The sequence below is a fragment of the Nostoc sp. genome (genome assembly GCF_036917515.1).
In the GTDB taxonomy this organism is placed as follows: domain Bacteria; phylum Cyanobacteriota; class Cyanobacteriia; order Cyanobacteriales; family Nostocaceae; genus Nostoc.
This window is the reverse complement of the sequence record NZ_JBALDE010000021.1, coordinates 85,417-97,901: the sequence shown is the minus strand read 5'-3', so window position 1 is coordinate 97,901 and position 12,485 is coordinate 85,417. Positions and strand designations below refer to the sequence as shown.

The following is a 12,485-nucleotide window of genomic DNA, read 5'->3' as shown; positions in this document are numbered from 1 at the left end:
TCCTCACTTTACCGAGGATAAGTAATAATAACCCGCGATCGCCCACCGCTAAATGGTGTACGATGCCATGAATTATTATTGATAATCACCGGATTAACTAGGGTTGAATCTCGAATTGTTGGATTAATCAGCGTAGAATTTCTCAAGTTCTGCCGGAACTGGGGATAAGAATAATTGGGGTAAGTTGGATTAACCAGCGTGGAATTTCTCACGTTTTGCCGGAACTGGGGATAGGAATAATCGCGGTAATAATTGCGTTGTGGTATTAGTCCCGTTGTTGGGTCTACAGGCATAGGTGTGGGAATCGGACTACCATAAATAAAGGAACCCACAGCAGGCGATTGCCTGACTCCATAACCACCATCAATCACGATCACAGACTGGGCGGAAGCTGGAGTAATGCTTACACCCATCACTGCTAAAGTCATCCCTGCTAAGAGCCAATTCAGTTGTGAATGCTTGATTTTCAGCATATTTTGCTCACCTGCATTTGATACCGGAATTTTTAATTAGAAAATAGTTGCAGCTATAGTTAAAATTTTAGAAGTTTATCCACTCTCAGATTGCCAGCTTTTGAAAAGATTCCAAAAAGATTGCTGGCATTGGCAAAATGAAAACAGTGGTAATTTTTGTATAAGACGTGAGTGTAGAAAGTTTAGAAATTGCTAAAACCCGCTACCAGACTGGGAAAGTTGCCTTTGAAAATGGGCAATACCGCGAAGCCATAGAAAATTTAGAAAAAGCCAGCGCTCTGTTAGCTCGTAATTCTCGCCTTGGGGGCGAAGTAGAAATTCATCTAGTGACAGCTTATGAAGCAGCTGGACGCACGGATGATGCGATCGCTCTTTGCGAAAGACTCAAACGCCATGCTCATTTTGAAATCAGCAAACAAGCACAGCGGATGCTTTATATCTTAAAAGCACCAAAGCTGAAAAGACCTAGCGAATGGATGACCGAAATCCCCGATTTGGGTACATTAGCCGATAATGAACTGAAAATTTCTGTACCTGCTAAGTCTACTAAATCTTCTGTCCAGCAAAAGCCTAAACCTGCCGAGCCAGAATTCGTTGACCTCAGTCAGGTCAATACCAGAGATAATCGCTTTATCTGGGTAGCGCTAATTGCCATTGGTTTAACCATCTCGTACTTGGTTTGGTTGAGTTTTTCAGGAACCCCTGGCTGATAACAATTTTGGATTTTGGATTAGGGATTAGGAAGATTTGAATGAAGATTCAGACCCAGACTAAATCTTACTCATATTTTATTACCCAGTCCCAGAGCGATCAAAATGCTATTCCAGGAATCTTAAACAATACTAATAAGTCAAGATTGGTTAAAAAGTTTGACTTTTGGGGAGATTTATAGTTATGAATTCTTCAATTTTCGGAAAGATTTTTTTGTGGTTAATCAGACCATTTAGTTTTGTATTGGCAAACATGAAATTGCTCTCATCACTGAATGGTCGAAAACGAATGAACCGAGTCTCTCCCATGCGAAATCCTATTCTGTGGCTAGTGCTGTTAACATCTTTGCTACTGACTGGCTGTGTGAAGTACGATGTGGGGCTTAATTTTGACAACTCAAATAGTGGCGAACTAGTACAGCATATTAAGTTGGGAGAACGGCTAACCAGTTTTAGTGGCGATTCGGTGTACGAATGGTTAAAAAGCATAGAACGTCGCGCCCGTCAACTTGAAGGTAAAGCACAGCGAGTTTCCCAAGAAGAAATCATCGTCACAATTCCTTTTAGCAATGGTAGGGAATTGCAAGAGAAGTTCAACGAATTCTTTAACTCCCGTGCAAATCAACCTTCTGAGTCTGTAGAGAGCCAATCTGACTCAGAACTGCCGAAAATTGAATCAAACGTTCTCTTAGAGGAGAATAATTTTTTACTTTTAGTCCGAAATCGGTTGATTTATGATTTGGATTTGCGATCGCTCTCTCTAATTGCTAGCAAAGGTAATGTACTAGCTAATGCTGGTTCAATTCTCGATTTGGAATTTAGCTTGAAGACTCCTTGGGGAGCCAAAAATATTCAACTAACTGAAACTGCAATTGAGCCAGAAAAAAATGGTAATCAATTAGTGTGGAAACTCCAGCCTGGTGAGCTAAACCACATAGAAGCTGTTTTCTGGCTTCCTAGTCCCCTTGGTATCGGTGGGTTGTTAATTATCCTGTTCGTCTCAGGAGGATTGTACTTGAGATACAATTTCATGCCAGATCCCAGAATTCAGTTTCCTCCCAAAGCAGCAGCAATCCCGGAACAGTAGACTATTTATCTGTTGAATATTATTAGCAAAGCCGATGCATTCTCCATCGGCTTTTTTTACACTTTACCCAGCGTTTTGTAAAAATGAGTCATAGCGAATTAGCCAAAGAAATTGTTCGTGTTTCCTACTTGAATGGAGAGTTTCGGTTACGTTCTGGTCAGATATCTTCTCATTATTTTGATAAATATCAGTTTGAATCTAATCCTTTTTTACTGAAGCGGTTAGCTAAAGAAATGGTAAAAAAGATTCCACCAGGCACGGAAATTCTCGCCGGATTGGAATTAGGGGGAATTCCTTTAGCGACAGCAATTTCATTAGAAGTTGAATTACCAGTTGTCTTTGTTCGGAAGACAAAAAAAGAATATGGAACTGAGAAGATAGCAGAAGGAATTAATATTCAAGGAAAAAATTTGTGTATCATTGAAGACGTGATTACAACAGGTGGTCAGGTTGTAAAAAGTACCGAAGCGCTGCGTAATCAGGGAGCGATCGTGGATTTTGTACTTTGCGTAATCTGGCGCGGAAGTACACAAGACAATATTCTTGAAAAAGCTGGTATTCAAAAACTTCCTCTATTTGATATGGAGGAGCTTTTGGTGTGGATGGAACTGTCTTGAAGCCCACAGTCAAAATATCTTAGACAATAACCTTAAAAAGACTTAGGTTTGAGATAAGACCTGTGGAATCTAGAGTTAAGCATTACTATTGCTATGTTCTCGTTGTTCGCTGCCATACCAGCGTTCAGCAAGTGCATTAAGTTGATGAAGGATTTCAATGAGTTCCTGACCGTGTTCTGTAAGACCGTAAGTAACTTGAGGTGGAATAGTTGGTTCATACTGGCGATAAATAACTTCTGCTGCCTCAAGCATCCTCAGTCTTTCTGTCAGCACTTTGGTTGATATACCTTCTACTTGGCGCTTCAATGCACCAAAGCGAATAGGGCCGCGATTACACAACACCCATAGTATGTACATTGTCCAGGGCCCCGATAATAAAGACATCAAAATACTTATTGGGCAAGCATCAGGATTTGTAGAAGCAGACATTGATAAGTTAGCCAAAATTATCTAGTAGTTACTTTGTAGTAACTACTTTACTTTAGTAACTAGTTACTTTTAGTATCTGATGTAATACTTTGAAATAGAGACTCAAAAAAAGTAAAAGCAGTAAATCCTAGTTAATCAGGAGATATTTGGTGGTAAATATTCTACATATTGATTCCAGCCCTCGTGGTGAGCGATCGCACTCCAGAGAATTATCTAAGGAATTCGTCAGTGGTTGGAGGGCAGCGCATCCTGAAGATGCGATCGCTTATCGTGATTTAGGGCATCACCCAGTTCCTCACGTTGATGAGCCTTGGATTGCAGCGGCATTTTCACCACCAGAAACCCATACTCCAGAATTAACTGAGGCAATCAGGATTTCTGACGAACTGGTTGATGAGTTTTTGGCAGCTGATCGCTACGTCTTTGGAGTACCAATGTATAACTTCAATATACCTTCCACTTTTAAAGCTTACATCGACCAAATCGTTCGTATTAACCGGACTGTTGCTTTAGATGCTCAAGGTTTTAAAGGGTTAGTCGAGGGTAAAAAGGCAGTTATCATTACAGCTCGCGGCGGTGACTTTAGCGCGACATCTCCTTTCCTTGCTTATGACTTCCAAGAACCCTACCTGAGGGCAATTTTCGGCTTTATTGGGATTACAGACATTCAATTTATTAACGCTAATACCTTGAATGAAGGTGATGCCCGTACCCAATCTCTATTAGAAGCAAGAGCAGCAATTCAAGATGCGCTCGCCGAGTGGTAAGAGGGGCATTGAAAAGAGACAAGGTAGACAAGGAAGAGGGGGGAGATAAGGGAGAGATTTATTCAATAATCCTCCCCTTGTCCCCCCTGCTCCCCTGCTCCCCTTGCCTCTTCTTCAGGGTGACAACCGCTCAATTTTCCAAGTGCCATTATCTAAACGGCTATAGAGTAAGCGATCGTGCAGACGGCTAGGGCGTCCTTGCCAAAACTCAATTTCTGTAGGGATAACTCGTAAGCCTCCCCAATGAAGCGGTCGAAGAATTTCCTGATTTTCATATTTACTCTGGAACTCCTGCAAGCGTCGCTCCAAAACTTCTCGGCTTTCTATAACCTCACTTTGATTAGATACCCACGCACCCAGGCGACTATTTGTAGGGCGACTGTGAAAATACTGGTCGGACTCAATTTCGGAAACTTTCTCCACATACCCCGAAATTCGGACTTGACGTTCCAGTTCTGCCCACCAAAAGACTAAAGCCGCCTGGGGGTTTTCTGCTAATTCTTGTCCTTTGTGACTGTTGTAATTGGTAAAGAAGGTAAAGCCCCGTTCATCAAAATTCTTAAGCAGCACCATTCTGGCTGAAGGCTTACCGTCTGGTGTGGCTGTGGCAATGGTCATGGCATTGGGTTCAGGGAGTTGGGCTGCGAGTGCCTGATCGAACCATTTTTTAAATTGGATAAAAGGATTGAGGTCTATTTCGAGTTCGCTCAAACCTTCCAAAGTGTAGTCTTTGCGAAGGTCAGCTACGGTTTTGTCCATTGTGATTTGTTTCCTTGCTATCAGATACGCTTATATATATCTTTCTCAAAAATATCTATGATGATGATCGGATGACGATCAACGCCATCAAGAATTTTACAAACTCTCTCAAAAAATATCTAAAATAGGTTGCATAAAATGCGCCGTTCGGCCTCCCTCCGACGTTTGTTAATTTATGGTCTGAGCGGTCCAGTTATCGCTCTCAATATCTGGCTACTATCCCTGCTTTTTCGCTATTTCCAGCATCCCATTACTGTCTTGAGCATTGCGGCGATTCTGGCTTTTCTGCTAAATTACCCGGTTAAATTCTTTGAACGTGCCCGGATCACGCGCACTCAGGCAGTGATCATAGTTTTACTGGCAACATTAACGCTGCTTGGGATTCTGGGCATCACCCTAGTGCCGTTGATTATTGACCAAACAATCCAACTTTTAAATAAGATTCCTGATTGGTTAGGCGCTAGTCAAGCAAACCTAGAGCAGTTTGAGATGTTGGCAAAGCAACGACGTTTGCCAATCGATCTGAGGGTTGTGAGCAGTCAAATCAATGCCAACATTCAAAATGTAGTGCAACAGCTAGCTTCTGGTGCAGTAGGATTTGCTGGAACACTGCTTTCTGGATTAGTTGACTTAGTGTTAGTCATTGTGCTTGCATTTTATATGCTTTTATATGGCGATCGCGTCTGGTATGGTCTGATCAATCTTTTGCCCTCTAACATTGGAGATCCCCTGACCACATCCTTGCGCTTAAACTTTCAGAACTTCTTCCTCGGCCAGCTGTTACTAGGATTGTTCATGGTGCTAACCCTGACACCAATTTTTTTAGTAATAAAGGTGCCTTTTGCCCTGTTGTTTGCCATATTAATTGGGATCTCAGAACTCATTCCCTTTATTGGGGCGTCTCTGGGTATTGGTCTGGTGACGATTTTAGTACTGCTGCAAAATTGGTGGTTAGCAGTTCAAGTTGCGATCGCGGCAATTGTCATGCAGCAGCTTAAAGATAACTTGTTAGCTCCCAGGATACTCGGCAATTTTATCGGACTAAATCCCATTTGGATTTTTGTGGCTATTTTGATGGGATTTGAGATTGCTGGCTTATTAGGGACAATTGTTGCTGTTCCAATTGCTGGTACTATTAAGGGCACTTTTGATGCGATTAAGAGTGGCAAGCCGAGTAATTTTGTCTCAACTGTCACTATTGCCCATGACTCACCTCCTGATTAAGGGGCAGGGCAGGGGGCACGAGAGATGAGGGGACAAGGGGATGAGGGGGAATTATTGAACAAGTCTCCCCTTTGTCTCCCCTCTTCCTTGTCTACCTTGTCTCTTCTCCATGCCCAATGCCCAAAGTGAAAAGTTGCACAATCTAATCTCACAATTCACAATGGTAATCGATTACAAATTTTAGAGGATACTGCCAGCAGGCAATTTCTGAACAAAAGAAGCGCAAGCGAGTGTATAGAGTATACGCTTTGCTAATAGTCAATTAGTTTGCTGTTTAATTTACAGTCTTTTGATTCTCATTAATTAACTTAGAACCTGTTGATGGAAGCTTCCGAGCTGTTAGAAACAATCACATTTTTGATTTACCAAGCCGAGCAGGGAGAAATTGATCCTTGGGATGTCCAAGTGATTGAGGTGATTGACCGCTATTTAGAACTGATGGCACCGGGGGCAATAACAAAAGGCTATGAAGCGGACTTGTCTCAATCTGGACAGGCATTTTTATCAGCATCAATGCTGGTATTATTCAAAGCCAATACCTTGATGCAATTGTCAACAGTCAAAGATGCACAAGATGGTTTAGAAGATGATGCCCTATTGTCAGGTGAAGACGGTGTATCGCATCAGGGTCATCGTCTACCATTAGAACGGCAATTGCGTCGTCGTCCAGCGGCAATGCCGCCACCAAAGCGCCGGGTGACTCTGCAAGAGTTAATCGAACAATTGCAGATTATGGCTAACCAACTGAAACTGGTAGAAAAAGTCAACAAACCTATCCGTCCCAGGCGTCAACCTAGCGTCCAAAGTATGCGGGAAGCGCTGGAGTTAGCTCATCAGGAAAATCTGACAGAAGTCGCTGGGGAATTGGAGCAAGTGTTGAAATTATCGGCAAGAGAGCTAAGTTTAGAACAAAATTGGTTGAATTTAGAACAGCTTGTAGAATTGTGGACTAAGACAAAGCTTCTCAACCAAAATGGGTCTGGACATGAGTCTAAACACAGTAACCTAGTTAGCGTTTTCTGGGCACTACTATTACTCTCGGCTCAATCGAAAGTAGAGCTATTTCAAGAGGACTTTTACCATGAAATTAAAATTCGCTTAATTAGAGATTCAGCTAATATCGGCAAACCTTTTGAGCATCCGATGAATTAAGAAAGTCAAAAGTAGTGCAGACAATTTCTCTAAGAAAGGCAGGAGGCAGGTGGTCACTTCGACTACGCTCAGTAACCACCTGTCTCCTACCTTATGATAGATTTTTGATTCAGCCACAAAATCCGGGTAAATTGAAAAGATAAGCGATCGCTTGTCATTTAAGTATATCAATGGTTGTAATAACCATTAATTTACTGTTATCCCTATTCTGGGGGATGACTTAAAGTAGAAATAAAAACTGATGATTAAGTATCACTCAATGAAAGTAAACTGGCTTGTGGTTGAGGAATAAATTTTTATGAAAGCGATGATTCTCGCGGCTGGCAAGGGTACTCGCGTGCGTCCGATTACGTACACTATGCCCAAGCCGATGATGCCCATCCTGCAAAAGCCAGTGATGGAGTTCTTGCTGGAACTGTTACGCCATCATGGATTTGACCAGATTCTAGTCAATGTTAGTCATTTGGCAGAGGAAATAGAAAACTATTTCCGTGATGGTCAGCGGTTTGGGGTGCAGATTGCCTATTCCTTTGAAGGAAAAATTGATGACGACGGTAAATTGGTGGGTGAAGCGATAGGTTCAGCTGGAGGGATGCGGCGCATCCAAGACTTCTCACCGTTTTTTGATGATACCTTTGTGGTTTTATGTGGTGATGCTTTAATTGACCTGGATTTAACTGCGGCTGTTAAATGGCATAAATCCAAAGGAGCGATCGCTACTATTATCACTAAATCTGTCCCTAAGGAAGAAGTTTCTAGCTATGGTGTAGTTGTGACTGACGAAGAGGGACGTGTCAAAGCTTTCCAAGAAAAACCTTCAACTGAAGAAGCCCTCAGCACCAACATCAATACAGGTATTTACATATTTGAACCAGAGGTTTTTAACTATATTCCTTCTGATGTCGAATATGACATTGGTAGCCAATTGTTTCCCAAATTGGTAGAAATCAAAGCCCCGTTTTACGCCATTCCTATGGACTTTGAATGGGTAGATATTGGTAAAGTCCCAGACTATTGGCGGGCGATTCGCGGTGTGCTGCTGGGTGAAATCAAAAATGTGCAAATTCCTGGTCATGAAGTCGCTCCCGGCATTTACACTGGCTTAAATGTTGCCATAAATTGGGACAAAGTGGATATCACAGGCCCCGTTTATATTGGCGGGATGACAAGAATCGAAGATGGAGCTAAAATTGTCGGCCCAGCGATGATTGGCCCCAATTGTTGGATATGTAGTGGTGCAACAGTGGAAAACAGCGTGATTTTTGAATGGTCGCGCCTAGGCCCTGGAATCCGATTAGTCGATAAGCTAGTATTTGGACGTTATTGCGTAGATAAAACTGGCGCTGCGATCGATGTTCAAGCTGCTGCTTTAGACTGGTTGATTACCGATGCTCGTCAGACACCGCCATCACACAACCCTGTTGAGCGACAAGCGATAGAGGAATTGTTGGGGACAAATACAAATTAGGGAATGGGGCATGGGGCATGGGGAATAGATAGGACAAGGGAGACAAGGCGACAAGGGAGATAAGGGGAATAACCAATGCCCAATGCCCAATGCCCAATGCCCAATGCCCAATGCCCAATGCCCAATCCTAACTATTCAAGTACGTATATCTTCCAAGACTCTGCTCGTAGGTTTGCAGTAGTCGTTGAGATTCTGCTAAGGTGATACGATTTTCTTCTAATGCTTTCTCGCAGCGCTGGCGAATGTTTTCCACCATATCTTCGGAGTCATACTGAACGTAGCTTACTACTTCGCTCATGGTGTCACCTTTGACAACGTGTTCAATCTGGTAGCCTTTGGGTGTTAATTGGATGTGAACGGCGTTGGTGTCACCAAACAGGTTGTGCAAATTGCCCATGATTTCTTGGTAAGCTCCATTCAAGAACATCCCCAAATAATAGGGTTCTCCGGGCTTGTAGGTGTGCAACTCTAAAACCGATTTGACATCACGTAGGTCTATAAAACGGTCGATTTTACCGTCACTGTCGCAGGTGAGGTCTGCTAAAATTCCTCGCCGCGTTGGTTCTTCAGCCAAACGATGGATTGGCATGATCGGGAATAGCTGGTCAATTGCCCAGCAATCTGGTGCTGATTGGAACACTGACATATTGACGTAGTAGATGGAAGCCATAATTTGTTCTAGGTCTTCCAGTTCATCTGGTACGTATTCTTGCTGTCTAGTAATGTTAAGAATTTTTTGACAACAAGCCCAGTAGAGCCGTTCGGCCTTGGCTCGTTCTCTAAGGCGTAAAATTCCTAAGTTAAACCGACTGATAGCTTCTTCTTTGAATTGTGCAGCATCGTGGTATAACTCTTGGTAATTTTCTTGGTTGATGGATTGAAAGCTTTCCCAAAGATAATTAATAATTGGGGATTCTCCCTCTTGTGGAGGTTCTGGTGGATTCAGGGGGACATCACTGGTACTGAGAACGTCGAAAATCAACACTGACTGATGAGAAGCGATCGCTCGTCCACTTTCACTAATCAGTGTTGGTACGGAAATCTGCCGTTCTGCACAGGTATCTTTTAACTCTGCCACGATGTCGTTGGCATAGTTTTGCATATTGTAATTTTTTGATGCATAAAAGTTGGTTTGGGAGCCATCATAATCTACGCCCAAGCCGCCACCAACATCAAGGTATTTCATATCTGCTCCCAGCATTGCCAATTCTACATAAATGCGGCTGGCTTCTTGGATAGCATCTTTAATCACATTAATGGCAGAGATTTGTGAGCCGATGTGGAAGTGCATCAACTGCAAAGAATCGAGCAGGTTTGCTTCCCGTAATTTGTCAACAGCCTCGATTACTTCAGGCATTGTCAAACCAAATTTAGCGCGATCGCCGCTAGAGGCTCCCCAACGTCCCATGCCTTGGGTACTGAGTTTAGCACGAACACCTAATATTGGCTTAATACCTAACTGGCGATTAGCATCGATCACCAAATCAACTTCTTCAATCTGTTCTAAGACGATGATTGGTGTTTGCCCTAGTCTTTGGGCTAACATTGCTGTTTCGATGTATTCTCGGTCTTTGTAGCCGTTGCAAACTAACAATGCTCCTGGTGTATCCAACACAGCTAAAGCAATCATTAATTCTGGCTTGGAACCGGCTTCTAAACCAAATTGATGAGGTTTGCCAAATTTCACTAAATCCTCAATCAAATGCCGTTCTTGATTACATTTGACGGGAAACACACCACGGTAGACACCAGGGTAATTATAGCGGGCGATCGCTTTGGCAAAACAAGCATTCAACCGTTCAATCCGGTCTTCCAAAATATCGGAAAAGCGAATCAACATGGGAAGTCCCAAATTGCGCTGCTTCATGGCGTTGACCAATTCAAATAAGTCAAGAGATCCCCCGCGATCGCCCTTGGGTGCTACAGTCACGTGTCCAACAGCGCTAATGGAAAAATAAGGTTGTCCCCATCCTTCAATGCGGTACAAGGCTTCGCTATCCTCAATTTTCCAGGAGTGAGGTAAATCTCCTGTGGTAGGACTAGGTGGTAACAGCTTTTTTTGCTTATGATTTTTCACTTCTTTTTGTCCATTGGACGGTACTTGTACCACCTCGTCAGATGTAGCAGTTGGCTCAACACCCATTTCTTCGTAACCTCTGTTTTTCACCCACGAGTTAACAATTTAGCGCATTCATCTAGGAACGTATATGCACCCAAAGATGATTTCTGAGATAAACTCTGATTGGTCAAGAGTCGTATGTCATTAGTCATTAATCGTTAGTGCAAAACCCTTGGACAAAGGACAAAGGACAAAGGACAATTGACTAGATAAAAACTTTATTAAGCTTTGGGAGATAGCAATGGAGCGGACATTTTTAGCAATCAAGCCTGATGGAGTCCAGCGAGGATTAGTGGGAGAAATTATCCGTCGCTTTGAAACTAAAGGTTTTACCCTAGTTGGTTTAAAGTTCCTGAAAGTCAGTCGGGAATTGGCTGAACAACACTATGGTGTTCATCGAGAACGTCCCTTTTTTGGTAGTCTAGTGGAATTTATCACTTCTGGCCCAGTGGTAGCGATGGTATGGGAAGGTGATGGTGTTATTGCATCTGCCAGAAAGATTATTGGTGCGACAAATCCCTTAACAGCAGAGCCAGGAACGATTCGCGGCGATTTTGGACTGAATATTGGTCGCAACTTAATTCACGGTTCTGACGCTCCAGAAACCGCGCAACAGGAAGTAGCCTTATGGTTTAAGGATGAAGAATTGGTTAGTTGGCAACCACACTTAACGCCTTGGTTACACGAGTAAGAAATTAAGGAGTGGGGAATTGGGAATGGGGCATTGGCGTGGAGAAGAGGACAAGGGGACAAGGAGAATTGGGGACAAGGGGAAAGACTTGTTGCAAGTTCTCACCTCTTGTCACCTTGTCACCTTGTCCCCTTGTCCCTTTGTCCCTTTGTCCCTTTGTCCCCTCTTCTTACTTAGAGATTTCGCTCTTTTCCGATTCTACTTGGGGTAATTCAGTATCAACACGCTTGGAAAATCCCCAGCCTAAAATCAGGAAGATGGCAGCAATCATAATCCATTCTGGTGGAACTAAACTATCATTGACCACTTTTAACAATAAGCGCAAGCCTACCAAGGCTACAGTTACATAGCCTGCGTCTTCAAGGTTTTCATACTCGTCTAGCCAACGGATAAACAATCCCGCCATGAATCGCAGCGTAATAATACCAATTGTTGCACCCGTTAGCACCAGCCATTTTTCTTGAGAAACTGCGATCGCAGTTGTCACGCTATCCAAAGAAAATGCCAAATCTGTAAATGCAATCACGGGTATAGCTTGCAACAATGAAGTAAAACGCGGCGCGCGATCGTGTTCGTCGTCATTGGATTCTTGCAAGGTAAAGTGTTGGAATACCAACCACAGCAGATAAGCAGCGCCCAATAATTCAAATTGCCAGAATTGCTGTACCCAAGTAGCAGTGAGAATCAGGGTGATTCGCAGCACATAAGCAACGACTAAACCAAAGTTGAGTCCTTTACGCTCAAGTTCTTCGTCTTCCAGCCCCCTAGCGATCGCAGCCAGGGCGATGGCATTGTCGGCAGATAACAGCGCTTCTAAAAGCACCAGGATCAGCAGAACTATCGGGGCTTCAATGCTGAAATGAAAGTCAAGGTAATCAAAAATTCGGTCTAGCATTCCGGGTTTCTCAAGCAGAAAAAATTAAAATTTGACAAGAACAGAGATTTTCATATTAAAAAGCGCAATAAATTGCCACTCTCATTCAGCTTAA

General features: G+C 43.0%; 13 protein-coding genes. 8 read left to right on the top strand and 5 right to left on the bottom strand.

Features of this window, described 5'->3' with window-relative positions; all coding sequences use genetic code 11:
- Window positions 1-8: 8 nt before the first annotated feature.
- Window positions 9-473 (bottom strand): hypothetical protein, encoded by a 465-nt coding sequence (locus V7K89_RS02500; RefSeq protein WP_335184176.1) that lies wholly within the window; start codon window positions 471-473, stop codon window positions 9-11.
- A gap of 167 nt (window positions 474-640) precedes the next feature.
- Here V7K89_RS02500 and V7K89_RS02495 point away from each other — a divergent pair, with 167 nt between their 5' ends.
- From V7K89_RS02495 to pyrE, 3 genes are all read left to right on the top strand, one after another.
- Window positions 641-1,183, top strand: a complete 543-nt coding sequence (locus V7K89_RS02495) for a tetratricopeptide repeat protein (protein WP_335184175.1) — start codon at window positions 641-643, stop codon at window positions 1,181-1,183.
- A gap of 184 nt (window positions 1,184-1,367) precedes the next feature.
- Entirely contained in the window at window positions 1,368-2,270 is a 903-nt protein-coding gene (locus V7K89_RS02490; RefSeq protein ID WP_335184174.1) for a DUF3153 domain-containing protein, read from the top strand.
- A gap of 83 nt (window positions 2,271-2,353) precedes the next feature.
- Window positions 2,354-2,887: an orotate phosphoribosyltransferase gene (pyrE, locus tag V7K89_RS02485; protein WP_335184173.1), complete on the top strand. Its 534-nt coding sequence runs from the start codon at window positions 2,354-2,356 to the stop codon at window positions 2,885-2,887.
- A gap of 75 nt (window positions 2,888-2,962) precedes the next feature.
- Here pyrE and V7K89_RS02480 read toward each other — a convergent pair whose 3' ends face one another.
- A complete protein-coding gene (locus V7K89_RS02480) occupies window positions 2,963-3,316 on the bottom strand; it encodes a winged helix-turn-helix transcriptional regulator (protein WP_335184172.1) in 354 nt (117 codons plus the stop codon).
- 149 nt (window positions 3,317-3,465) lie between these two features.
- On the opposite strand from V7K89_RS02480, the gene V7K89_RS02475 reads away from it, so the two are divergent.
- Window positions 3,466-4,083 carry an FMN-dependent NADH-azoreductase gene (locus V7K89_RS02475; protein WP_335184171.1) on the top strand — a complete coding sequence of 206 codons (618 nt, stop codon included), beginning with the start codon at window positions 3,466-3,468 and terminating at the stop codon, window positions 4,081-4,083.
- Window positions 4,084-4,197: 114 nt separating this feature from the next.
- Here V7K89_RS02475 and pdxH read toward each other — a convergent pair whose 3' ends face one another.
- Window positions 4,198-4,842 carry a pyridoxamine 5'-phosphate oxidase gene (gene pdxH / locus V7K89_RS02470; RefSeq protein ID WP_335184170.1) on the bottom strand — a complete coding sequence of 215 codons (645 nt, stop codon included), beginning with the start codon at window positions 4,840-4,842 and terminating at the stop codon, window positions 4,198-4,200.
- A 138-nt stretch (window positions 4,843-4,980) separates the two neighbouring features.
- Between pdxH and V7K89_RS02465 the strand changes: the two genes are divergently transcribed.
- The 3 genes from V7K89_RS02465 (at window position 4,981) to V7K89_RS02455 (ending at window position 8,686) form a co-directional block, all read left to right on the top strand.
- The gene (locus V7K89_RS02465) at window positions 4,981-6,066 is read left to right on the top strand and encodes an AI-2E family transporter (protein WP_335184169.1); all 1,086 of its coding nucleotides are present in this window, start codon (window positions 4,981-4,983) and stop codon (window positions 6,064-6,066) included.
- 321 nt (window positions 6,067-6,387) lie between these two features.
- Window positions 6,388-7,218: a ScpA family protein gene (locus V7K89_RS02460; RefSeq protein ID WP_335184168.1), complete on the top strand. Its 831-nt coding sequence runs from the start codon at window positions 6,388-6,390 to the stop codon at window positions 7,216-7,218.
- Between the two features lie 298 nt (window positions 7,219-7,516).
- Complete coding sequence (locus tag V7K89_RS02455) at window positions 7,517-8,686, top strand: NDP-sugar synthase (protein ID WP_335184167.1); 1,170 nt, start codon at window positions 7,517-7,519, stop codon at window positions 8,684-8,686.
- A gap of 127 nt (window positions 8,687-8,813) precedes the next feature.
- Here the strand turns inward: V7K89_RS02455 and speA are convergent, their stop codons facing one another.
- A complete protein-coding gene (speA, locus tag V7K89_RS02450; RefSeq protein WP_335184166.1) occupies window positions 8,814-10,829 on the bottom strand; it encodes a biosynthetic arginine decarboxylase in 2,016 nt (671 codons plus the stop codon).
- Window positions 10,830-11,046: 217 nt separating this feature from the next.
- On the opposite strand from speA, the gene ndk reads away from it, so the two are divergent.
- Window positions 11,047-11,496: a nucleoside-diphosphate kinase gene (gene ndk, locus V7K89_RS02445; RefSeq protein WP_335184165.1), complete on the top strand. Its 450-nt coding sequence runs from the start codon at window positions 11,047-11,049 to the stop codon at window positions 11,494-11,496.
- Window positions 11,497-11,665: 169 nt separating this feature from the next.
- Here the strand turns inward: ndk and V7K89_RS02440 are convergent, their stop codons facing one another.
- Complete coding sequence (locus tag V7K89_RS02440; protein ID WP_335184164.1) at window positions 11,666-12,391, bottom strand: TerC family protein; 726 nt, start codon at window positions 12,389-12,391, stop codon at window positions 11,666-11,668.
- Window positions 12,392-12,485 lie beyond the last annotated feature (94 nt).